Origin of the sequence: Streptomyces sp. NPDC006314 (assembly GCF_040613075.1) — a bacterium.
Classification (GTDB): domain Bacteria; phylum Actinomycetota; class Actinomycetes; order Streptomycetales; family Streptomycetaceae; genus Streptomyces.
This window is the reverse complement of record NZ_JBEXRL010000020.1, coordinates 119,632-141,543: the sequence shown is the minus strand read 5'-3', so window position 1 is coordinate 141,543 and position 21,912 is coordinate 119,632. Positions and strand designations below refer to the sequence as shown.

The following is a 21,912-nucleotide window of genomic DNA, read 5'->3' as shown; positions in this document are numbered from 1 at the left end:
CGTTCGTTAACTTAGCAGACGATCGATCGGTAAGATAAGCGGCATGAGGAAATCGGCCGAGGAGGCCCGCCGCACCCGCGACCGCATCGTCAGCGTCGCGGTGACCCAGGCCTCCAGCGCGGGACTGTCCGGACTGACCATCGGCTCCCTGGCGGAGACGCTCGACATGAGCAAGGCCGGCGTCGTCGGCCCCTTCGGGTCCCGGGCGGGGCTCCAACTCGCCGCACTCGACCGGGCAGTGGAGCTGTTCATTCAGGCGGTGGTGGCACCCGGCCGCGCCGCGGAGCCGGGCCTGCCGTGCCTGCACGCCGTGATCGACGCCTGGTGCGCCTACCTGGCCGACAGCCCGTTCCCCAACGGCTGCTTCGTCACGGCAGCCTCGTGCGAACTCGACGGGCAGCCGGGCGAGCTGCGGGCCCGACTGTACGACGCCGTGACCCGCTGGCGAGGCTTCCTGGCCGAACAGATCACCACCGCGCGCGCCGCCGGCGACCTCGCCCCGGATCTCGACCCCGAGGAGCTCGTGTCCACCCTGACGGGCCTCGCCATGGCCGCGAATCAGGAGATTCAACTCCTCGACGACGAGGGCGCCGCACAGCGCGCTCGCCGCCTCATGCGCGCTGCGCTGGCCCGCCACCGCCCCCGGTCGGCTACCTAGGTCGACTCCTCGGGCTGCGGCGCGTTCGGCGAGGGACCGGCGCCGCAAGGCGGTGTCGGTCGGGGGTGGCGGAGGAAACGAGGCTTCTGAAATTGGACCTTGGTCGCGAGTATCACGTCGTCCCGGCGCCCCCGCAGGGCCTTGAACACGATCTCCTCGGACTCGCCCTGTCCGTACATGTCGGCGGTGTCGCGACGCTGATGCCCTCGTCGAGAGCGGCGTGGAGGATGCGGGTCTGAGCATCGGACAGGTCGCCGAGCGCACCGTCTGGGCGTGCACGCGCTGCGGTTCTACGAGTGCGAGGGCCTTCCCTCGACGTCGTGCGCCGCGGACCCGGCGGAGGCCGCGTCCGCAGCGAGGACGACGTGGACGGGCTGACCGTCTGCATCAGCCTCGGGCATGCCCCCGCCCGCCCCGGTCCCCTCCGGCTCGAACGAGGCGCGCTGCCAAGCTGCGTCAACCCTATGTCGCTGCTTCGGCTTCTCGTCGCCGGGGTCGGTGGGTTCCGTACGGAGGGGACTTGCCTGCCAGGCTCTTGCGTTCGGGGTCATCCTTTGTCGAGCATGACCCCGATCATCCCGGTGAAGGTAGGAGTGTGCTGTGGCTGGCGCAGGAGCGGCCGAGCTACTGCTGGGCGGCATAGTCGTTCTGGCTGCTTCGGTGCAGTGGCTCACAGGCATGGGCTTTGCGCTCATCGCGGTCCCCGTGCTCGTTCTGATGCTCGGGCCGGCGCAGGGGGTGGTGCTCGCAAATTGCGCAGCCGGAGTCATCAGCATCGTCGGACTCGCCGCGGGTTGGCGACGGGTGCGGATCGGGGCCATGGTGCCCTTGGTCGTCGCTGCCGCATGCACCGTGCCTGCGGGCTCATGGGCGGCCGCCCGGCTTTCCGAACCGGTACTGCTGGCCGGCATCGGGACTCTTGTGACGCTTGCCGTGGCCCTGGTGATGGGAGGTGCGCGCATACCGGCTCTGACCGGAACGAAGGGCGCCGTGACCGCGGGTGCCGTGGGTGGATTCATGAACTCCGCCGCCGGTGTCGGCGGGCCACCGTACTCGCTGTATGCCTTGAATGCGGGGTGGTCGATCCACGAATTCGTGCCGAACGCGCAGTTTTACGGCATCGCGGTGAACGTCTTCTCCGTGGCCGTCAACGGCGTACCACGGCTGACCGGGTCGGCCTGGGCGGTGACCGTGGCCGCCATGGTGGCGGGCACCCTCATCGGCAGGGCACTTGCCCCGAGAGTCCGGGAGCGGGGGGTGCGTCGGCTCATCTTCACCTTGGCCCTGGCCGGTGGCTTCTCCGTGCTGATCAAAGGGCTGTTGGAGATGGCGTGACCGCCCTCTGATCCTGTCCTGCAGAACGCGGGGGATGCCCGGCTGGTCTGGGTGAGCATCGCCTCCGGGGTCCCGGCCGTCGACACCGACGGTTTCCCGGATGGGCACCGGCCGTCCTCCCTGGGGCACCGCATTGCCTTCGAGGTGATCAGGGCGTCCGACCTGCAATGGCCCGGCAAGTACAAGTCCTTCATGAAGAACGACTTGTCCTACTGGGTCGACTTCACGTCCACGTCCAAGAAGTCGGGCACGACGACCGTGGGTGCGTCGATCAACATCAGTGGCGAGGTCAAGGCACTGTGGGCCCGGCAAACTGAAGGCCGACGTCAACGGCAGCAGGCACAGCTGGACATCTGAGCCCGGCATCGAGGCCGGCGGCAAGGTGAAGGCCCACTCAACGGTCAAGGGCGGCTACGGCATCACGAAGGAGAACGTGTACGGCTACGTCGCGTTGCAGCACAGCAATTGCAGGATCGGCGACAAGCAGTACATGGACGTATGGCCTCCGTACCGCGAAGGTTGGGCCGTACACCGCTGGCCCCGCAGCGCCTCCTCGTGACCGGTGGCGCCAGGGCGCGTCCCACCCACCTCAAGGAGTCATCGCATGCGCCGACATGTTGCCGCACCGGTCCTACTGACCCTCCTGCTCTCAGCGTGCGCCGCTGACAATGGCGACGTCGGGTCGCAGACCCCGGCCTCTTCGCAGTCCAGCGCTCAAGCGGCGAAGGCCGGGGAGACCTCCCGGGACCCCCTGGCCCTACCGGAAAAGCCTGATTTCCTGCTTCCGGTGACCAAAGGCACGGTTAGTCGCACGTTGCCGGTGTTCACGCCGACCGAGAATGTCTACACCATCCACGCCCGCTGCACGGGTAGGGGCACGATGATGATTCAGTACGGGCCCAAGGATTCAGATCCTTCCAAGATCGCGTGCGGTGACCCGGTCACCATCGGCCGCGTCTACACCGTGCCCAGCGAACAGAAGCACCTGTCCGTAAAGGTCAACGGCACCGATGTGCACTGGTCCATCGCCATCCTGTCCGGCACTCACGCCATGTGATGACCGGACAGCTTGCTCCAGGGACTGCGGGGCGTGTTCTCGGCTCCGCCCACAGCACTCCAAAGGTCGCCGTCCTGCTGGCCGATCGGCTCACCTGGGAGCTGCACGGACCTCGGCACGCCGAGGAAGGAGCGTCAGGACTCCTCGGTCCGGACCTGCGGTCCGTGGAGGAGGAAGAGCGGGCGTCGGTGGAGCAGTCACTACCCCTCGTGCGGTCGCTCCAGCGCACCGCGCCCGCTGTGAACGGGCGACCCACCGTTACGGCCCGCTGCTTCATCGAGCCGACGGGCACCTCAAGGCACAACCGAAAGAGCCGCCCTCTTGACGCAGATACTCCAGCAACGGCGGCGGCAGGCGCTGTGGCGTTACACCACATCCCACGTGCCGCGACCGTACACCCCACGGCCTCCCTCGCTACTTGACAGCTGCGCTCACGCACGCGGCCTGCCCGTCTCCGGCGCCGAGATGCGGTGCAGAAGGTCCGCAGTTTCGTTCGGTACGGCAAGCATGGTGTCGTGGCCGCAGCAGAGGTCGTAGGTTTCCCAGCCGGAGATCCGAGCCCGACGGTGAAAGGGCGTCAGGCTGTTCAGGGCGGGTGACGTGTGCCGGATATAGACCTTGCGGACGCTGTCGAGCGCATCGGCCCGGTAGTCGACGGCCTCGGTCTGACAGCGGAGGGGGAAGTCCGTCAGGCGCGGGCCGACCCATCGTCGCAGGGCCGGATCGGTGACTCCCCACTGGTCCAGAAAATCGGCACTGGCCGGGAGTCTCCATCCATCGCCCTCCGCCGACGCGGTCTCGAGGTAGCGGGCTGCGACATGCGGGGGTTGCACGTCCAGCAGCGACTGACCCGGGTCGGCGAGGAACGCGGCCAGGAAGACGACACTCGCCAGGCGCCCGTCAGCGCGCTGAGCGACCGGACCGGCGAGGATACCCGAGTAACTGTGCAGGACCAGGTGGACACCGCGGAGGTCCTCGAACCAGAGCAGATCGGTGAGGTCGCACACGTGCGTCTCCACGCCGACCTCTGGGGTGAGCGCCTGACGCCGATCGCCCTGGCCGGTCAGTGTCGGCGTGAAGACCCGGTGCCCGGCGTCCGACAGCCGGTCACGGACGTCCCGCCAGCACCACGCTCCGTGCATGGCGCCGTGGACCAGAACGAAAGTCGCCAAGGCTCCGCCTCGTCGAAGGTAACCGGAAAGGACAGATCAGCATCATTGTGGTGCGACTGCGTCGACGAAACCGTGAGTTCCGTCCGGTGCGGACCCGAATAGCCGAAGCAGGGCGTGCTTTCTTCTGGAGTGTTGCCGTGGGGATGCCACCACCGCCACCGCCCCTTCGGCCCGCCAAGGCCCCCAGGTGGCTTCTGGACCCTTCGAGTGGGGCGTTGCGGCCCTGGGTGGTCAAGGCCCGCACTGGCTCGCTGACGGTCGCCAGGACCCATGTGGAGCTCCAGGCGCTGGCCGATCTCGGCTGGAGTGGGCGGCGGCGTAGCCGCGTCGGCACCTGAGAGAGCGCGAGGTGCTCGCGCACCGCCTCGACCACCAGCTGCCGGCCGGTCACCTCGCCCAGATCCGGGGCCCCCGGGGCTGGTACTCGCCGGCCCGCCGAGCTCGACTGCACCCGCGCGTGCGTGGACGGCTCCCACGCGCGCGCGAAAAAAAGGGGGAGCCGTGACCGGTGCGTCGCCCTTCGACCGGCGGAAGACGGGCAGCAAGCACCACCTGATCTGCGACGGCAAGGCCACCCCGCTGCACGTGATCACTACCGCCGCCCACGTCGACGACATCACCCGGACCCCTGACCTCGTCGACGGCATCCGCCCGTCGCCGGACGACCCGGCCGGCCCTGGCGGCGGCCGGAGTGCCTCCTGGGCGAATAGGCGTACGACTTGAAGGCCGTGCGCGTTGAGCTGCGGCGCCGTCGCAGCCAGGCGGTGATCGCCCGCAAGGGCTCCCCGGACGTCAAGGGCCGGGGCAAGCTCCGCTACGTCGTCGAGCAGACCTTCGCCCTGCTCCAGCAGTTACAACGCCTCGCGGTCCGCTGGGAACGACGCATCGAACTCCACGACTCCTTCCTCTCGTTGGCTCATAGAAAGGATTTGAGCGAGGCGGCGCCCCACTGCTACTTTCGTGGTGGACCGTGAAGTCGTCGTATGGAGGTGAGCCCCGTGAACACAGTTACCCATGGGTGCTCCCTCAACCCGTCACGGTCCGGCGGCTGACGTTCGGTGTCGCCAGGAGCGCCTGAGAACGAGGCACTCCTGGAAGGAGACTCCGATGAATACGAAGCCTTTCACATCTGGCCTGAGCGAGGACGCGGTGATGATCACGCGCGTCGCGGACAGGCAATGGCATGCACTGGATGACGACCTGGTGGTCGGCCGCGGGTATGCGGAACGCCGGCCCGACGGACGCTTGTTCGTCAGCATCGATGCCTGGTGCGACGCCACCTTCGACCGGCTCGCCGAGGTGATGCTGACGGAGCTGCCAGCGCCGCTGTACACGGTGGTCGACGAAGCCGACGTCGAGCTGACGGCCGGCTGGCGGCGGGCCGGTTTCACGATCCGGCGCCGCGAGTGGGAGTACATGGTGCCGACCGACCCGCAGGTCACAGGGCTCGAAGCAGTCCTGCCGCCTTCGGGCGTGACGATCGTGCCCGCCGGCCAGGCGGAGGAGAGTCTGCTGCGGGTGGTGGACCGCGCGATCCGTGACGAAGTCGAGGCGACCGTCGGGTGGCAGTCGATGCCCGCGGAGGTAATTCCGCGCCCCGAAGGCGACACCATCGTCGACCCGTCGAAGTACGCGGTGGCCGCGGCGCCGGACCGCTACCTGGGTCTGATCCGGGTGGTGACGGTGAACCGGCCGCGCATCGGGCTGGTCGCGGTCCGGGCCGGCGAGCAGCGCCGCGGCATCGCTCGGGCGCTGCTGGCCCACGCGCTGCGGACGCTGCACCGCTCCGGATTCGCCGCGGCCTGGACCGAAGTCCACGAGTCCCACCAAGCAGCCTCGGCGCTGTTCGAGGGCATCGGCGCCCGGCCGATGAGCAGCAACCTGGAGTTGGTGCGATGACGAAGAACAAGAACGTCATCGAAGTCGAGGGCAAGGTCGTCGAGTGCCTGCGCAGCGCCATGTTCACCGTGGAGCTCGAGAACGGCCACCAGGTGCTCGCGCACATCAGCGGGAAGATCCGCAAGAACTACATCAAGATCATGCTGGAGGACCGGGTGCTGGTGGAGCTCCCGCCGTACGACCTGACGCGCGGCCGGATCGTGTTCCGGTACCGGAACTAGCGGCGGTCGGCACCTTCCGCGGTAGCTGATCCTGGGGCCCCGGTCACGGCGTTTCCGTGACCGGGGCCCCGACGACGGCTAGCACGGCCGCGGCTGTCACCGCTCCACTCGCCGCCAGCAGGTCAGGTCCGAGCCGAACGCCGGTTCCAGAGGCAGCAGTTGCCAGGGATGTCGTTGTGCAGCACGTACAGGACGCCCCGCAGGCACAGCCGGTCCGGCACCGGCCGCGGGCCAGGAGCCCTCTCGGGCCAGAGCGGCAGCAGCGGCGCGATCAGCGTCCACAGGTCATCGTCCACCATCCGCGGCCGTGTAGTCACACCATCGCGCACGGTCGAATCGTCACACCGGACACGGCCGAACAGGGCCGAACAGGGCCGTTCGACAAGATCGTGTCACCAGCTCATAGGCGAACGCCTATGAAAGACAGCCCACCCGACGACAACCCCCGCTACCGGAGCCTCTGTACGGAGAACTCGTTGCCGTCGGGGTCGAGCATCAGCGCCCGGCCGCCGTCGCCCTCGCCGGTGTCGGTGCGCGTCGCCGCGCCGAGCGAGATCAGGCGGTTGATCTCCGCCTCCCAGTCGGCGTCGGCGGGGAGCGCCAGCTCGAAGTACAGCCTGTTCGTGCCCGTCTTCGGGGCCACCGGAGGACCACCCCACGTGATCTTCGTACCGCCGTTCGGCGACTGGATCGCGGTCTCCTGGTTCTGATCCCAGACCAGCGGCCACCGCAGCGCCTCGCTCCAGAAGTAACCGACCTCCTGCGTACCGTCGCAGGCCAGCGCTCCGATGAAGCCGGTGTCGGCGAGGAATGTGTTGCCCGCTTCGATGACGCAGAACTCGTTGCCCTCTGGATCGGCGAGCACCACATGCCGCTCTGCCGGGAGTTGGCCCACATCGATGTGTTTCCCGCCGAGCTCCAGTGCTCTGGCCACCGTCTGCCGCTGATCCTCCGGGGAGGTGCTCGTCAGGTCGAAGTGCGCCCGGTTCTGGCCGGTCTTCGGCTCCTGGGTCGGCAGGAAACGAATGCGGAACCCGGCGTTGTCAGGGGGCAGGATCGCGACGTCGCCGTCCGGACCGTCGGCCGGCTCCCAGCCGAGGACCCCGGACCAGAACCGCGCTAGGCTCGACGGCCGGGTGGCATTGAAGCAGATCGCGAACAGTTGACTGGGCATACCCCGTGCCTCTCCGATCCACTGACGGTCGATACTGCGCCTCGCCCTCCCCGCGGGCGCAGCCTAGGGGTCGCCATGCGTCACCCGCATCCGAGTTTCCGTCGCGGGGAAGCCCCGCCCCCCACGCAGAGCGATGCCCGGGGCCCCCGTGACTGGGATCTTCACTGCAAGAGCGGGGCTTCTCCCCGTGCGGAGAGCCCTTCCCGCGACGGATCGCTCTCGTTCAATCGCCTCATCACATCCGGGACGGCTTCTTCTCGTTGAAAAGCCAGGTGTCGAAGAGTTCGGTCAGGTCCTTCCTGGACTTGTCCTCGCACAGGGCGATGAACTGCCGGGTGTCGGCGTTGCCGTGCCGGTGCTGTCGGGTCCAGGTGCGGAGAATGTCGAAGAAGGTCCTGTCGCCGACGGTCTCGCGCACCTTGTGCACGACCATGGCGCCGCGTCCGTAGACGGGCGGGTCGGAAACGCGCCCTGCGCTCGGCGGATCGGCCGGCGGGAAGGCCCAGATGCCCTTGCTCTCGTCATCCGTGCCCTCGTAGAAGTCCTTGAAGATCTCGCCGGTGCTCCTGCCGCCGTGCCCCTCCTCCCAGAGCCACTCCGCGTAGGTGGCCTGGCCCTCGCTGAGCCACATGTCCTTCCACTGGCGCGGGGTGACGGAGTTGCCGAACCACTGGTGCGCCAACTCGTGCACGAGCAGCGCCTCGTCCGGTGCCTCGTCGAAGTAGGGCTTGGTCTGGGTCTCCAGGGCGTAGTCGAGCCCGGGCAGGTGATCGACGATGGCACCGGTCGAGGAGAAGGGGTAGGGACCGAAGCGTTCGCTTGCCCAGTCGACGATCTCAGGCACCACATCGGGGACGTCGGCGGCGGCGTCGGACTCGTCGGGGTCGATGGCGACATAGACGGGCAGGTCGTCTTCCGTCCAGCCCTTGTGGATCTCGAAGTAGCCGACGGAGATGTGGGCGAGGTAACTGGCCATGGGCTCCTCGGTGCGCCAGTGCCGGGTCACCGTCTCACCCTTGTCCTCCTCCGTGATCAGCGTGCCGTTGCTGACCACGTCGTAGGGGTCGCCATCCTCGTCCTTGGGCACGGTGACCGTGATGTCGTACGTGGCCTTGTCCGACGGGTGATGGTTGCCCGGGAACCAGGTCATGGAGCCGGTAGGCTCCCCCAGGGCCGTCGAGCCGTCATCCGTCTCGATCCAGCCTTCCAGGCCTCCGTCGTCGCCCTTGAGCGTGCGTGGGATGCCGTCGTAGGTGACGACCGTCTTGAAGACCTCACCGACCCTCACCGTCTTCGCCGGTGTCACGAGCACCTCGTTGTCCTTGCGGGCGACTTGGGCCTTCGCTCCTCGCACCGTGGCGGTACGTACCCGCAGCCCCGACAGATCGAGGTCGAAGCGGCTCAGGTCCTGGGTGGCCCGCGCCGTGATGACGGCCCTGCCCTTCAGCCGGTTGGTCTCCGGTACGTAATCCAGCGTCAGCCCGTAATGCACCACGTCGTAGCCACCGTTACCGAGCGCTGGGAACAGCCGGTCACCCACTCCCACTGTTCCGGGCTTCGCGACCGTGGCGGCACCGCTCCCCGGCGCGGAGCCGGTGCAGGAGGTCGTCATGGCCAGGAGCAGTGCCGTAGCCGGAGCCCAACCCTTCGCTGTAAAAGGTTTCATCGCGTGTCTCCCGTCAATCAAGGAACCGAGACGTCAGAAACCCTTCGCTGGCTCCTGGTTGCTTCAGAACCGGTAAAACTTCTGCACGTGACTCCGCTGACGGATTTCCGCTCGTGAGCCATGATCAATGATGAGCCCGAGCCGCACTGACCACCGGCCTTCGGCTCCTGCACGGGGAAGTCGACCCGCCGCTCCGATCAACGGAGCTCACTCCGCTTGGACGGAGATCGGTGCATCACACCAGTGCCTTGTGGACGCCGCCGGGCGGCCGCTCCTGCGTGGGCAGGAGGAGGACAACGCCGAGCACCGGCGGGTCCGTGCCCGCGTGGCGTCGGCCTGGGTTCGGAGGCTCGCCCACCACGACGAGACCACCGCCCGGCTCCGCGACGAGACCGGCGGGACACGGAGCCGATACGCCCCGGGAGATCACGCAAGGAACCCAGCAGGCCGGGTTCCTTGGGGAACCCGCGGTTCTCCTCCTGTAAGGCGGTTGCCGCGGGTGGCCTCTGTGGGGCAGCCTCGTTGCGTGATCGAGTTGCGGGTACTGACACCGGACGACTGGGTCAGGTGGCGCGAGCTCAGGCTGGTGGCACTGGCCGACGCGCCGTACGCCTTCGCGTCCGCGCTCGCGGACTGGCAGGGGGACGGCGACCGGGAGGAGCGGTGGCGCGCCCGGCTGAGTATCCCGGACTCGTACCACGTGCTCGCCGAGCTCGGGGGGAGGCCGGTGGGGATGGTCAGCGGTGTCCTGGAGCCGCGGGACGGCGCCGTCGACCTGATCTCCCTGTGGGTCGCTGAGGAGGCCCGGGGGCAGGGCGTGGGGGATCACCTCGTCCGCGCCGTCGTGCACTGGGCGGTACGGAGAGGCGCGGAGGTCGTGCGGCTCGCGGTCACCCCTGGCAACGTGCACGCGGTCGCGCTGTACCGGCGCCACGGTTTCGGGGACACCGGGCAGCTCGGTGACCAGATGCCCGACGGACAGCAGGAGCGCCTGTTGGTGAAGCGGCTCCACGCCGGCTGAACCCCGCCGCCAGCCGAGACGGTGCGGCAGGGGCCGGCGGCGGCCCCCGGCCGGGGCCGGGCGCCGCCCCACCTCACGGAACTCGCCGGTCCTGCCCGGTCAGTCGAGCTTGCAGGCTTCGGAGGCGGGCTGTTCCTTGGCCAGGAACACGGTCTGGGCCATCATCTTGTAGCCGCTCATGCGCTCGCGGAACGTCTCGATGGACTCCTCGGGGTGGACGGAGTCGATCACGGCGTGGGGTCCGTGCGCGTTGAACTGGTGGCTGACACCGCGGGGTATCTGCATGTCGGCCCAGGCGTTCTCGGGGACGACCAGGTTGTAGCGGGTGCGGCTGACGCCCTCGGGTACGTCGGGGAGGTCGTCCTCGAACATCTCGGGCAGGAACGGCGTCACCCCGTCGATGTAGGTCACGTCGATGGGCGAGAGGCTGGACACCCGGATGCGGGTCCCGGGCCCAGTCATCATGCGCACGAACCGCAACCCGGTGTGCAGGTGCATGCGGGAGCAGATGTCCCGGTCGACGACGTCGTAGAAGTCCATCAGGTAGCGGTCGGCGAAGAACCCGTCGAAGGGGGCGTCGAGCATGTAGACGTCCCCTTCTTCGAAGGTCTGGGCGCGCTGGATGCCGTCGCCGTCCTGGCGGGTGGCAGACGGTGTCCGGTGGGCGGCGCGCACAACACCGCTGAGGGCGTCGGTCACGGCGAGGGCGGTTTCGGCTGACAGCCGGACGACGGGGGTGACATGGCACCGCCCGGGGTCGTCGAAGTCCACCACGTCATGGACCTCGTTCTCGTCGTCGGGGGTGAACTTGATGAAGTCGGTCATGGGGAAACTCTCCTTCTGCCGTGAACCGTTCGGCGCCGGTCCGGTTCCGGCTCGGTCCTGCAAGGCGGTGGGGATGGCTCGTGCCAAGGCCCCGCTCGGGTGAGGCCGCGGCACTCCGGAGCCGGACGGGGCGCCCCGGGAGGCGGCCGGGTCACGGGATGTGACCGGCCTCGGGCTTGAGTGCGCGGTAGATGGTGCGGCACGGCGTGGACGTCCTGGAGCAGGACCCCGACTCGCACATGGCGTAGGACGCCTCGATGTCGTGTTCGGCCGGGACGAGCCCCGCGCTCTTGCAGGCGGCCGCGATGTCCTGCGGTCCGAAGTACCGGCTGCGCAGGGTCTGGTTGACCCGCTGCAACCGGCCGTCCTGCTCCAGGACGCCGGAGACCCGCAGCATGCCGGTGCCGGAGTCCGTGTCCCACACCCCCCGCTTGGCTATCACGGCGTCGGCGTCGTCGGTGAGCGTGAGGTTGTCCCAGTGGCGGAAGTGCGATGTCTCGAAGACGTCGAACACGAACTGGCCGCCCGGCGCCAGGGCCTCGCCGACGCGGGCGAAGCAGAGCTCCAGGTCCCCGGGTACGTCGAGGTGGTTGAGGGCGCCGTCCAGGCAGACGGCGGCGTCCACCGGCCCCGCGAGGGAGAAGTCCCGCGCGTCCTGCTCCGACAGCCGGACCCGGCCCGCCTCGATAAGGTCCCCCAGCCTGCGCCGGGCGACATCCAGCATGCCCGGGGAGCGGTCCACCCCGGTGACCGACCACCCCTCGCCGCACAGCACCTCCGCGGTGATGCCCGTGCCGCAGCACAGGTCGAGGACGGACCGGGCGTCCGGGGCGGACTGCCGGAGGAACGCCGCGAGCCTCGGCGAGTAGTGCCGGACCCAGCCGGTGAAGTAGTGCTCGAAGAAGTCGGAGAACTCACGCGTGTAGTACGTCATCGCAAGGCACCTTTCCAGTGCACGCAGCGCGTGCGGGGTTTGGTGGGAAGCGGCGTTCGAACGGGGGGCGCGGGGTGCGCCCCGTGGGAGTCCGCACGGTCCGGGAGTCGGCGCGGCGCGGCGGGGCAGCGACGCGCGGAGGTGCCCCGGCACGTCGCCCGGTGCCGCGTCCCCGGCCGGGAGGAGCCGGGGGGCGGTGGCGGCGCGGTGGGCCGGTGCCCTGGCGGGGTCCGCCGCGGAGGCGGTGGACGGGGCGGTGGCCGCACGACGGATCCGGCGGCCGGCCCGGTGGGCGCGTCCACGGATTCGTGCCGGGCGCCGCGCCGGAGGCGTCCCCGGCCGGGTGCGGGTGCGGGTGCGGGTGCGGGTGCGGGTGCGGGTGCGGCGGGCGGTGGCGCGGTGCTCCCCCCTGGCACCATCAGTCCGCCGTCCGGGTGAACTCGAAGGCCGGGACCGCGCGCTCCATCCGGACGACGACGCGGTCGGTGCCCACCTGGCTGATCGCGACGGGGCCGGGCACCGCCGGGCACGTGGTGAACAGAGTGCCCCGCGCGTCCCGCCGCACCGGGCCCTCCACCGGCCCGTACCGGAACAGCGCACCGGTGCCGTGCGCATCCGGTACCAGGCGCACCGAGCCGAATCCGGGGTGGTGGTAGGCCCCCACCAGCCCTGGCAGGGTGCGCGGGTCCGCCGGCTGCCCCGGCGCGGGTCCGGCCATCCGCTCGGGCTCCCCTGCGGGCAGTCGGCACGCCAGGTCGTTCTGCCCGCCGGAGAGGGCGTCGACGAGGGAGAAGGCAACGGCGCAGCGGAAGCAGCAGTGGAGGCGACCCGGCGAGTGGCGCACACCGCTGTTGCAGAAGACGTTGACGGCCACTTGCCGTTCCGGCAGTACCACCGTCATGCCGCGCAGCGCGCCGACACTGCTGCTGTGAACCAGGACGCGGTCGCCCTGGTAACGGCCGACCAGCCAGCCGTGGCCGTACCCTTCGGCCGTGACGCACGCCGGGTGGTTGGCGGAGGTCGTGGGAGCGGGCGTGCGCGGGATGCGGAGGTGTTCCAGGGAGCGGTGGTCGAGCAGCCGTCCGCGCCTGCCGTCCCCGTACAGGTGGAAGCGGAGCAGCGTGACCATGTCCTCGGCGCTCGCCCAGACACCGGAGATCGCGGCGGAGAGTCCGGGCAGCCGGGGCGGGCCGGTGTCGGTGAACCCCTGCTCCGGGCCGGGCTCGCAGGCGTGCGCGACGTCCTCGGCCGGGCCGGGCTGAGTACCGCGGCCCGCGAGATCGGCCAGGAAGTCGGCGGTGAGCCGGTGCCAGGGCCGGCCGGCGGTCTCTTCGGCGACGTGGCAGGCCATCAGATAGGCCAGGTCGCTGTAGGAGAACCGGGCGCCTCCGGGCGGGTGGACGGTGACGAGGTGCGGCAGGCGGCCGCGGGCCGCTTCGCCGGGGGAGGTGTCGGCGCAGCCGGCCAGCAGCATGTCGTAGGTGGGCAGTCCGGAGGCGTGAGTGAGCAACTGGGTGAGGGTGTACCCGTCCGGCGGGGCGCCGTGCGGCAGCACGGCCGTCAGGTGCCGGGTCTCCCACCCGGTCGCCCCCCGGTCGACGAGCCCGGCGATCAGGGCGGCGATGAGGCTCTTGGTGAGCGATCCCAGGGGGAAGAGGGTGCGGGGGGTGAGCGGGGCGCCGGTCATCACCTCGCGTGCCCCGTCCACGAGCACCGCGGCCTCGTCGCCGTGCACGACGGTGACGCCGACGCCTGGCACCCGCCAGGCCGACCGGAGCGCGGCGAGGTCCTCTGCGAGGCGGTCGACGCCGGGAGCGGGGCCTCCCGGGACGGAAAGTGCGCGCATCTGCTGCCCTTCTGGTGACCGGGTCATCGCTGCCCGGGCTCCCGTCCGCCGTCGGCGACCGCTGTAGGGGGGCCGCCCTCGACAGCGCCGCGGCAGTGCTCGACGAGGGCGTCGAGGGTGCCGTCGAGGTAGAGGGCTTCGACCGACGGGTCCACGGCGAGCCGGGTTCCGATCCGGTCGAGCATGACGATGGCCTGCATCGAGTTGCCGCCGGCCTCGAAGAAGTCCTCGTCCCCGCGGGGTTCCCGGTCCGGTGGCAGGCCCAGTGCCTCGATCCACTCCTGGGTGACGACGGCCCGGACCAGGCCGGGTCGCTGTGCCGTCCGCGGCGGCGCGGTGCGGTCGTCGGTCATGCCGGTCTCCTTCGCTGTGGTGGCCGTGCCCCCTGCGGGGGGCCGTGGTCCGCGGTGGTCCTGCCGCGGTGGGATGCGCCGTGCGGTGCCGTGCCGCATGCGGCCGACCGTCACCGGGGGGCTCCGCCGGAGAAGGGGGTGCGGCCCAGGCGCTCGGCGAGCCGGGCCCCGAGGAGGCCGGCGAAGACGTGGCCGACCAGCGGTGACCACTCCTCCCGCGCTGTCCCGGCGAGCGGCACGGTGTGCCAGGCGGTGTGGGTCAGCTCGGTGTCGTCCCGCCCGGCCACCGCGACCACGCGCCGCCCGCGCCCGCTCGCCGTCGCGGCGAGTTCCACGGCCCGCGCGTGGCCGGGGCCCGGGGGCGCGAGGACGACGAGCGGGGCGTCGGCGGGGTCGGCGAAACGCTCGATGTGCCAGTACTCCTCCGTGTCCTGGGCGTAGGCGGACAGTCCGGCGGCCTCGACCACTTTGGCCGCCGCGTACAGCGCCGTGCCCCGGGCCGGGCCGGTGCCCGCGATCACCAGGGGGGCCCATGGCCGTCCGGTCTCCGTCAGCCGCTCCGCCAGTTCCCGGCACGGCGCGTCGGCGGCGCGGACAGTGTCCCGGACGGCGTCCGCCGTGGCGGTGACCTCAGCCACCAGGCCGTCCTCCCCGGGCGCCGGGCCGCTGCCGGGGAGGGCGTGGCGGGCGCCGCCGAGTCGCACGGCGAGCAGCAGCAGGGCCAGCAGGCTGGCCTGGTAGGTGCGGATGCCGGGGCTGCGCTCGGTGAGGCCGAGCGCGGCCACCACCTCGGCCGTCGCCGCGCTGCCCAGGGTGCTGCCCTCCCGCCCGGTGACGGCCAGGGTGGGCAGTCCGCGGGCGCGGGCCCGCTGCGCGGCGGTCACCAGCCGGGGACTGCTGCCGGAGGCGGACACCGCGACGACCAGCGTGGCGGGGTCCTGCCGGGCGGGGCCGAGCATGCCGTAGTCGAGGAACTGCTGGGTGCTCAGTGCCGTGCAGGGGATCCCGGCGAGACGTTCGAAGGCCAACTGGGCGGCAAGGCCCGCGTGGTGGGAGTCCCCGCTGCCGACGAGGACGACCTCCCGCAGGGAGGCGCCGGGGACGGCGACCAGCGCCGCGCCCGCCGAGGCGGCCACCGGGCCGGTCAGGCGCTCGATGTCGGCGGCGAGCGCGGCGGACTGCCGCAACATGGTGCCGGTGGAGTACATGGGGGTCCTTGAACCTGTCAGAGGTGCGTGCGCAGCACGGGGGCCACGCGTTCGGCGAAGAGGTCGAGGGTGCGGAAGTCCAGGGGCGGCCGGAGGCCGAGGAGGAAGTCCCGTACACCCAGGCGCAGGTAGGGCACCAGCCGTTCCACGCACTCCTCCGGCGTGCCGAAGACCGCGTACTCGGGCAGGTCGTCGGGGACGGTGGCGGCGATCTGTCGTCTGCGCTCCGCCACCTCGCGGCGGTCGTCGCCCAGCACGGCCCGGAAGGTCAGCGACCCGCGGATCGCGGCCGGGTCGCGGCCCAGGTCCTGGGCGTGGCCGGCGAGCACCTCCCGCTTGCGCGCGTAGGCGCCGGGTTCGGTGAGCAGGGTGTTCCAGGTGTCAGCGTGGGCGGCCGCGACGCGGAGCGTGTGCCGCTCTCCGGAGCCGCCGATGGTCAGCGGCAGTCTGGGCTGCATCGGCCGGGGCCGCAGGTTGGCGTGGCGGAGCCGGTAGTGGGTGCCCTCGAAGTCGGCCACGGGCCGCTCCCACAGGAGCCTGATCACGTGGCACGCCTCGTCCAGCCGCCGCATTCGCTCGGCGGTCGGCGGGAAGGGCATGCCGTACTGGGCGTGGGCGAGGTCGAAGCCGCCTGCGCCCAGGCCGAGTTCGACCCGGCCGCCGGAGACGTGGTCGATCGTCGAGGCGATGTTGGCGAGGTGGGCGGGGTGGCGCCAGGCGACGGCGGACACCAGGATCGCGCACCGCACGCGGCTGGTGCGTGCGGCGAGGGCCGCCAGAAGCGTGGGGCCCTCCAGGCAGGGGCCGTCGGGCCCGAAGAGGTGGGGGCGGAGGTGGTCGAAGACGGAGACCCAGTCGTAGCCCGCCTCCTCCGCGCGTTGCCACAGGTGGAGTACTTCCTCGAAGGTCTGGTACTGCTGTCCTGAATGGACCCCGCAGCGGACGGTGTCGTCGTGTAACCGCATTTCTCCATGCTTTCCGTGCCGGGTGTCCCGGGCGGTGCGCACCGGGTCGGGTGCGTTCACCGGTCGAGCGGCCGCTGGAGGTAGACGCGCCGCATCCAGCCCTCCGTCTCGACGGGGCCGTGCTGGACGAAGCCGAGGCCGATGAGTAGGGCCACGCTGTCGCGCAGGTCGGGGTTGGCCTCCGCGCGGAGCGCGTCGGCACCGGCGGCGCGCGCGGTCTCGCAGGCCCTGCGTACGCAGCGCAGTCCCAGGGTGGGGTCGCGCCGGGACCAGTCGGGGTGGACGGCGAGACGCCGCAGGTAGAGGGGCGCGCCGGCCGGCGGGAAGACGTCGAGGCTCCGGTTGAACGGAGGGTGGGGGGTGAGGGTGAACATCGCGACCGGCTCGGCCGCGTGGCGCAGCAGGTGGACGGCGCGCTCGGCGACGAGCCGGCGGCTGCTGTCCAGGCGGCGTTCGGGGACCGGCAGGCCGGACCGCTCTGCGGTGTGGGCGTCCGAGGCACGCAGCAGGGCGTGGACGTCCTCGGCGCTGTCGGCCCGTTCCCAGGTGAGGGCCGATGCGGGGTGGGGGGTCATGTGGGAGCCGTTCGTGTCCATGGGGGGTGCTCGCTGCCGAGGGTGGCCCGCGGGTCAGCGGACGGAGAAGGCGTACCGCGTGGTGGCGGTGTAGGTCCCGCCGGGGTCGAGCCGTGCGGAGGGGAAGTCCGGGCGGTTGGGGGCGTCGGGCCACGCGCCCGGCTGGAGGCACACCCCGGCTCGCGGCGGGTTCAGGCCGTCGCCGGTGTAGACGCCCATGCCGCTCTGGTCCGTGGAGAGGCGCAGGCGGCGCCCGGATGCCGGGTCGTGGAGTTCAGCGGCCCAGGACCGCGGGTCGTCGAGCACGTAGAAGTTGTCCACGCGCAGGTCGCCGAGCGGATCGGTCCCGGTGAGGTGGAGCGGGGTGCCCGTGATGGGGGAGGGCGGTCCGGGCAGCGGCACCTGGTCCCCGTCGAACCGCAGGGCCCGGGTGGCGTTGACGGCCAGGTGGTGGTGGTCCGCGGTCCGCCGCGTCCCGGCGCCGGCGAGGTTCCAGAAGGTGTGGTTGGTCAGCCCGACGAGCGTGGGTGCGGTGGTGGTCGCCCGGAACCCGATGGTCAGGGTTGCCTCGCGATCGAGCCGGTAGACGGTCTCGACGTGCAGGTCACCGGGGTAGCCCTGGTCCCCGTCGGGGCTGTCCAGCGCCAGGGTGAGGGTGACGTGGTCGTCGGCGCGCTCGGTTCCGGTCTCCCGCCACACCAACTGGTCGAATCCGTGGGTGCCCCCGTGGAGGTGGTGCGGCCCCCCGTTGCGGTCCAGGGTGTACCGGGCCCCGTCCAGGGTGAACGTGCCGTGGGCGACGTTGCGGCAGAACCGGCCGACCGTGGCTCCCACGTAGGCGTTCGTGTCCCTGTCCTCGTAGTCGGCCAGGGTCGGTAACCGATGGACGACGTTGTCGGGGCGGCCGTCGCGGTCGGGGACCCTGACCTCCACGAGCGTCGCCCCGTAGGTCCAGACGACGATGTCCGCCCCATTGCCGTTGCCGAGTGTGTAGGCGTCCACCGGAACGGCGGGCCGGCGCGCGTTCCCCGCCGTCAGGCCCACGAACTCGCGGTGTATGTACAAGAGTCCCCCACATGCGACTGTCGCAGAACTGCGCGATGAACCGGCGGGAGAGGATCCGGCACTCTCCCGCACATCGACGCGTGGATTCCGACGCATCGTGCGCCGCCCTGGGCGCATGGCCCCCAGGTGTGCTGACGCACCCTTGGCCGATCGAGATGCGACGGCGACGCTACCGCATTCCCCGAAGATCCGGAAGGCCTTTCCCCGGGCATTGCGGTGTCGTCCCGGTATCCGTCGGGCGACGGTCGGCAACGGCCAAACGGGAAGCTTGTACCCGATGATCGGAGGGTTATTCACGGCCACTTCAGAATGTCTCACTGTCATTGCTTCCCCACCGTCGGCGCGGGCCTGTCCGCGTCCTGTTCCGGCGGCGCGCAGGGAAGCGCGGTGGCGTGTTTCCACGCTGCTGGACCCTCTCTCCGGAAGCGCGGAAAAGCAGGCGGGCAATCTCCCACTCCCTCTGGTTTTCCCTGTCTTCCCGGCTCCCACCTAGTTGGATCACGCCAACTGACCCCAATTGGCGGCTACAACTATTGACATCCGTCTCAGCTGCCATGGAGGGTGGCGCCTGTTATGCCGTAAGCCAGTTAGGGGACGTGCGCGTTGAGCAGTGGCTGTTTTGCCGAGAGAGCGACCGACGGTCACTTAAGGCTCCGCAGCGAGTTACTCGAGACGGATGCCGCGACCACACTCCAGCCAAACACCCACCCTCCTTTGGGTGCGCGTACCGACGTGCTGGCGGATTTGCTTCGCGACAGACTCGCTGCGGACGGATATGCCCTGCTGCAGCTCGACGAGCCGTTGCCGACCTCCGACTTCATCGCGGTGGGAAGGCGCGTCGGCGAACCCATGCCGGAGACCGACGCAGCGGTCCTGCCGTATGTCGAGCAGGGCATCATGCTGAATCTGGTCGCCGCCGCCGGGAAGACGCCCGACGCTTCCCTGCAGCCATTCGCCACCAACTTCCTGACCCTGCACACCGAGGGCAGCACCCGCCGTCCCGAAGAACAACCGCGCTACATCGTGTTGATGTGCTGCGAACCGGGGAACAGCACGTCCGCCCGTACCGTTCTCGTGCCCATGACCGAGGTCCTGCGGCGCCTGTCGCCGCAGGACGCCGAGCTGCTGGCGCGGGTCCGCTACCGTGCCTTCGAGGGCGCGCCCCCGCTGCTGCGGGACGTCCGCGGTACGCCGGTCTTCTCCTTCCGCGACTTCCACACCCGGTCGCTGGAATGGCTCCTGGACGGAAGCGACGACGAGGCCGACGAGGTCGGGCCGGCCCTGCGCCGCCTGCTGTACGCGATGTACGCACCCGACGGGGCCCGCGCGGTCGAGTGGCGGCGCGGCATGCTCGTCGCCATCGACAACCACCGCTACTTCCACGGCAGGACCGCCGGCGACGGTCGCGTCCCGGAGACACCCCGGCACCTGAAGCGGCTGCGTCTCCTCGAGCGGTAGGGCCCGCCCGCGCTCCGGTGCCACCCCACCCCCCATGCGAACGACTCTGGAGCCTCAGTGGAACTCTTCCCCCATCCGCTGCCGAAACGATGTTTCAGCATTCCGGCCGAGGCTGTCGCACACACCGCCCCGGCGCGTCCCCTGACCGGCGCAGACCCGCTTTTCCTGCCCGGTGTCGACGACAGGACGCTTGACGTCTACAACCGGGCGGTCGACCCCCGGGACCCCTTCGAGCTCCGCGACCTGTGGCTGGGCCGCGTGGACGCCGAATCGGGCGACCACGCCGCCCGCCCCTGGATGGCCGACCGGTGGCGTGCCAGCAGGGTGCGGCGCAGCATCACCCCGGAGGAGGTGCTGGCGTCCCGCACCACCGTGCGGTTCATCAAGGAGCTGTTCAACTTCTTCTTCCGCGACGACCTTTACGGCGACCTCCGGTCCGACGACCACCTGATGCTCTCCGGGGGCGCCGTGGACGAGGAGGAGTGGGGGCTCCCGGAGGTCCTCAAGGAGTGCATCCGCTACGCGCTGGAGCGCGACTGGTACGGCTACTCGGACTCCTGCGGACGGATGCAGGCGCGGGAAGCGGTGGCCGCGTACGAGAGCGCCAGGATCCCCGGCGCCCGCTACGAGGCGGGCAACATCGCCCTCACCATGGGCGGCACCGTGGCGGTCAGCAGCATGGCCGACTTCATCATCTCCCGCTCCGGACCGCGCTCCGCGCCGGCGCTGTGCGCAACGCCCAACTACCCGCCCCTGGTGGAGTCGATCGCCTGCCGCACCGGGACGCGTCTGGTGCCGCTGGCGGCGCAGGACGGCCGGATGTCCGTGGGACCGCTGCTGGCCGCGCTGTCACCGGACACCCCGCTGGTGCTCCTGCAGACGGCCGCGAACCCGACCGGCGCCGGTGTCGACGAGGCGGACCTGGTCCGGCTGGTGAACGCCCTGCCGCCCACCACCTTGATCCTTTTGGACGAGTGTCACGAGTGGCTAGGACCCGCGAACCGGTTGTCGACCGCGCGCGCGGCGCGCAACGTCGTACGGATATCCAGCCTCTCCAAGCACTGGTCGGCACCCGGCATCAAGGCCGGTTGGATCATCGCCGACAGCGACCTGATCACCGAGTACTACGAGTACGCCTCCACCCATTTCGGCGGTCCGGCCTCCTTCTTCTACACCCTCATCGAGGTGCTGGCCCGGATGGAGCGCTGGCGCATCACGGGACTACGGGCCGTCGGCACCGAGCAGGTGCGCGAGTTCGAGGACTCCTACGGCCTGACCACGGACCGGCTCCAGGCCGCGTACGACAACTACGCCGCCGAGCGGAACGCCCGCGAGAGGGGCCTGCTCCTCCTCCGTGACGCCACGCACGCGCGCCTGTCGGAGTTCGCGACCGCCATCAGGCCCCGCTACTCGATCAACACGGCCGTGACCATGCCCGGTTGGGACGACTCCTATCGGTGCTTCCGCGACCTGCTCCGCGAGACGGGGGTGTCCACCTACCCGGGCATCCTCAACTTCTGCTTCTCCGGCGGAGTGGTCCGGCTGACCTCTGCACGCCGCTGGCAGGACATCGACGCCGCCGTCAGCCGACTGGGCGCCTACACCGGCAGGGGAGTGGTGCGCCATGGCTGACTTCCCGCGTCGGGGCGGCACAACGGTCATCGGCATGGTCCACCTTCGGCCGCTGCCCGGCACACCCTTCCACCGGGACGGCACCCTGGAGGAGACGGTGGACAGCGCCGTGCGGTCGGCCCTGGCCCTGGAGCGGGGCGGCGCGCACGGGTGCCTGATCCAGACGGTCGACCGGGTCTACAGCGTGGCAGACGAATCCGACCCGGCACGGACCGCCGCAATGGGTCTGGTCGCCGATGCCGTCGTCCGCGCCACCGGCAGCGACTTCCACGTCGGCGTACAGATGATGCGCAACGCCGTGAGCGCGTCGCTGGGCGTGGCGAAGGTGACCGGCGGCTCGTTCGTGCGCGTCGGCGCGCTGGTCGGGCAGACGCTCTCCCCGCACGGCATGGTCACGCCGGACCCGCTGCGCGTCATGGCCTACCGCCGGAGCATCGCGGGCGAGGACATCGGCGTCATCGCCGACATCGACTCGATGCACTTCTGGTGGTTCGGCGGCGGGAAGACCACGGCCGAGGTGGCGAAGGCCGCCTGGTCCGCGGGCGCCGACGCCGTCTCCCTCTGCCACCCGGACGACGACACCACCCTACGCATGATCGACTCGGTGCGCGCGGCCGCACCGGACCTGCCCGTCGTCCTGGCCGGGCACACCCATCACGGCAACGCCGCCCGTCTGCTGGCCGCCGCCGACGGGGCGTTCGTCGGAAGCTGCCTGGAGGGCGACGGGTGGGGCAGCGAGATCGACGCCGCACGGGTGGAGGAGTACATGGACGCCGTACGGCAGATCCCCCGGTGACTCCGCCGCTCCGTCCGCCGCGGGCGACCCGTCCCGCACCGCACACCCCGGC

At 70.6% G+C, this 21,912-nt stretch carries 25 protein-coding genes and 1 pseudogene; 13 read left to right on the top strand and 13 right to left on the bottom strand.

Going from position 1 to position 21,912, the window contains the following annotated elements:
- The first annotated feature begins 43 nt into the window (after positions 1-43).
- Positions 44-658, top strand: a complete 615-nt coding sequence (locus ABZ079_RS29805) for a TetR/AcrR family transcriptional regulator (protein WP_356942524.1) — start codon at positions 44-46, stop codon at positions 656-658.
- 89 nt (positions 659-747) lie between these two features.
- Here the strand turns inward: ABZ079_RS29805 and ABZ079_RS29800 are convergent.
- Positions 748-908 (bottom strand): annotated as a pseudogene (locus ABZ079_RS29800) (aldo/keto reductase); the annotation flags it as partial.
- Between the two features lie 350 nt (positions 909-1,258).
- Between ABZ079_RS29800 and ABZ079_RS29795 the strand changes: the two are divergent.
- The 4 genes from ABZ079_RS29795 to ABZ079_RS29780 are packed head-to-tail and all read left to right on the top strand — an operon-like array spanning position 1,259 to position 3,050.
- A complete protein-coding gene (locus ABZ079_RS29795) occupies positions 1,259-1,993 on the top strand; it encodes a sulfite exporter TauE/SafE family protein (RefSeq protein WP_356942523.1) in 735 nt (244 codons plus the stop codon).
- 51 nt (positions 1,994-2,044) lie between these two features.
- Entirely contained in the window at positions 2,045-2,350 is a 306-nt protein-coding gene (locus tag ABZ079_RS29790; protein ID WP_356942522.1) for a hypothetical protein, read from the top strand.
- A 25-nt stretch (positions 2,351-2,375) separates the two neighbouring features.
- Positions 2,376-2,552, top strand: coding sequence for a hypothetical protein (locus tag ABZ079_RS29785; RefSeq protein WP_356942521.1), 177 nt, complete (start codon positions 2,376-2,378; stop codon positions 2,550-2,552).
- Between the two features lie 45 nt (positions 2,553-2,597).
- Positions 2,598-3,050, top strand: coding sequence for a hypothetical protein (locus tag ABZ079_RS29780; protein ID WP_356942520.1), 453 nt, complete (start codon positions 2,598-2,600; stop codon positions 3,048-3,050).
- A gap of 431 nt (positions 3,051-3,481) precedes the next feature.
- On the opposite strand, the gene ABZ079_RS29775 is transcribed toward ABZ079_RS29780, so the two are convergent.
- Positions 3,482-4,222 (bottom strand): alpha/beta fold hydrolase, encoded by a 741-nt coding sequence (locus tag ABZ079_RS29775; RefSeq protein WP_356942519.1) that lies wholly within the window; start codon positions 4,220-4,222, stop codon positions 3,482-3,484.
- A gap of 501 nt (positions 4,223-4,723) precedes the next feature.
- On the opposite strand from ABZ079_RS29775, the gene ABZ079_RS29770 reads away from it, so the two are divergent.
- From ABZ079_RS29770 to infA, 4 genes are all read left to right on the top strand, one after another.
- Positions 4,724-4,945 (top strand): transposase, encoded by a 222-nt coding sequence (locus ABZ079_RS29770; protein WP_356942518.1) that lies wholly within the window; start codon positions 4,724-4,726, stop codon positions 4,943-4,945.
- The gene (locus tag ABZ079_RS29765) at positions 4,942-5,196 is read left to right on the top strand and encodes a hypothetical protein (RefSeq protein ID WP_356942517.1); all 255 of its coding nucleotides are present in this window, start codon (positions 4,942-4,944) and stop codon (positions 5,194-5,196) included. The genes ABZ079_RS29770 and ABZ079_RS29765 overlap by 4 nt, the downstream gene beginning before the upstream one ends.
- Before the next feature lie 133 nt (positions 5,197-5,329).
- Positions 5,330-6,121, top strand: a complete 792-nt coding sequence (locus ABZ079_RS29760; RefSeq protein WP_356942516.1) for a GNAT family N-acetyltransferase — start codon at positions 5,330-5,332, stop codon at positions 6,119-6,121.
- Positions 6,118-6,342, top strand: a complete 225-nt coding sequence (infA, locus tag ABZ079_RS29755) for a translation initiation factor IF-1 (protein WP_010981942.1) — start codon at positions 6,118-6,120, stop codon at positions 6,340-6,342. Before ABZ079_RS29760 ends, infA begins: the two co-directional genes overlap by 4 nt.
- 122 nt (positions 6,343-6,464) lie before the next feature.
- Here infA and ABZ079_RS29750 read toward each other — a convergent pair whose 3' ends face one another.
- The 3 genes from ABZ079_RS29750 to ABZ079_RS29740 all read right to left on the bottom strand — a co-directional run bounded on the left by ABZ079_RS29750 (position 6,465) and on the right by ABZ079_RS29740 (position 9,128).
- Positions 6,465-6,641, bottom strand: coding sequence for a transposase (locus ABZ079_RS29750; protein ID WP_356942515.1), 177 nt, complete (start codon positions 6,639-6,641; stop codon positions 6,465-6,467).
- Positions 6,642-6,790: 149 nt separating this feature from the next.
- Positions 6,791-7,516 carry a VOC family protein gene (locus ABZ079_RS29745; protein ID WP_356942514.1) on the bottom strand — a complete coding sequence of 242 codons (726 nt, stop codon included), beginning with the start codon at positions 7,514-7,516 and terminating at the stop codon, positions 6,791-6,793.
- Positions 7,517-7,751: 235 nt separating this feature from the next.
- Positions 7,752-9,128 (bottom strand): M1 family metallopeptidase, encoded by a 1,377-nt coding sequence (locus ABZ079_RS29740; protein WP_356942513.1) that lies wholly within the window; start codon positions 9,126-9,128, stop codon positions 7,752-7,754.
- 580 nt (positions 9,129-9,708) lie between these two features.
- Here ABZ079_RS29740 and ABZ079_RS29735 point away from each other — a divergent pair.
- Positions 9,709-10,203: a GNAT family N-acetyltransferase gene (locus tag ABZ079_RS29735; RefSeq protein ID WP_356942512.1), complete on the top strand. Its 495-nt coding sequence runs from the start codon at positions 9,709-9,711 to the stop codon at positions 10,201-10,203.
- A gap of 99 nt (positions 10,204-10,302) precedes the next feature.
- Here the strand turns inward: ABZ079_RS29735 and ABZ079_RS29730 are convergent, their stop codons facing one another.
- From ABZ079_RS29730 to ABZ079_RS29695, 8 genes are all read right to left on the bottom strand, one after another.
- The gene (locus ABZ079_RS29730) at positions 10,303-11,028 is read right to left on the bottom strand and encodes a hypothetical protein (RefSeq protein WP_356942511.1); all 726 of its coding nucleotides are present in this window, start codon (positions 11,026-11,028) and stop codon (positions 10,303-10,305) included.
- A gap of 151 nt (positions 11,029-11,179) precedes the next feature.
- Positions 11,180-11,962, bottom strand: coding sequence for a class I SAM-dependent methyltransferase (locus ABZ079_RS29725; RefSeq protein WP_356942510.1), 783 nt, complete (start codon positions 11,960-11,962; stop codon positions 11,180-11,182).
- Between the two features lie 418 nt (positions 11,963-12,380).
- Entirely contained in the window at positions 12,381-13,808 is a 1,428-nt protein-coding gene (locus ABZ079_RS29720; protein WP_356942509.1) for a serine hydrolase domain-containing protein, read from the bottom strand.
- Positions 13,809-13,831: 23 nt separating this feature from the next.
- Entirely contained in the window at positions 13,832-14,161 is a 330-nt protein-coding gene (locus ABZ079_RS29715) for an acyl carrier protein (protein ID WP_356942508.1), read from the bottom strand.
- 110 nt (positions 14,162-14,271) lie between these two features.
- Positions 14,272-15,369, bottom strand: a complete 1,098-nt coding sequence (locus ABZ079_RS29710; protein WP_356942507.1) for an SIS domain-containing protein — start codon at positions 15,367-15,369, stop codon at positions 14,272-14,274.
- A gap of 17 nt (positions 15,370-15,386) precedes the next feature.
- A complete protein-coding gene (locus ABZ079_RS29705) occupies positions 15,387-16,334 on the bottom strand; it encodes an LLM class flavin-dependent oxidoreductase (protein ID WP_356942506.1) in 948 nt (315 codons plus the stop codon).
- 56 nt (positions 16,335-16,390) lie between these two features.
- Positions 16,391-16,930, bottom strand: coding sequence for a GNAT family N-acetyltransferase (locus tag ABZ079_RS29700; RefSeq protein ID WP_356942505.1), 540 nt, complete (start codon positions 16,928-16,930; stop codon positions 16,391-16,393).
- 33 nt (positions 16,931-16,963) lie between these two features.
- Positions 16,964-17,974 carry an aldose epimerase family protein gene (locus tag ABZ079_RS29695; RefSeq protein ID WP_356942504.1) on the bottom strand — a complete coding sequence of 337 codons (1,011 nt, stop codon included), beginning with the start codon at positions 17,972-17,974 and terminating at the stop codon, positions 16,964-16,966.
- Between the two features lie 714 nt (positions 17,975-18,688).
- On the opposite strand from ABZ079_RS29695, the gene ABZ079_RS29690 reads away from it, so the two are divergent.
- The 3 genes from ABZ079_RS29690 to ABZ079_RS29680 are packed head-to-tail and all read left to right on the top strand — an operon-like array spanning position 18,689 to position 21,860.
- Positions 18,689-19,432, top strand: a complete 744-nt coding sequence (locus ABZ079_RS29690) for a TauD/TfdA family dioxygenase (protein ID WP_356942503.1) — start codon at positions 18,689-18,691, stop codon at positions 19,430-19,432.
- Between the two features lie 57 nt (positions 19,433-19,489).
- The gene (locus tag ABZ079_RS29685) at positions 19,490-21,064 is read left to right on the top strand and encodes a pyridoxal phosphate-dependent aminotransferase (RefSeq protein ID WP_356942502.1); all 1,575 of its coding nucleotides are present in this window, start codon (positions 19,490-19,492) and stop codon (positions 21,062-21,064) included.
- On the top strand, positions 21,057-21,860 hold the full coding sequence (locus ABZ079_RS29680) for a BtpA/SgcQ family protein (RefSeq protein ID WP_356942501.1): 804 nt from the start codon (positions 21,057-21,059) through the stop codon (positions 21,858-21,860). Before ABZ079_RS29685 ends, ABZ079_RS29680 begins: the two co-directional genes overlap by 8 nt.
- The last annotated feature ends 52 nt before the right edge of the window (positions 21,861-21,912 follow it).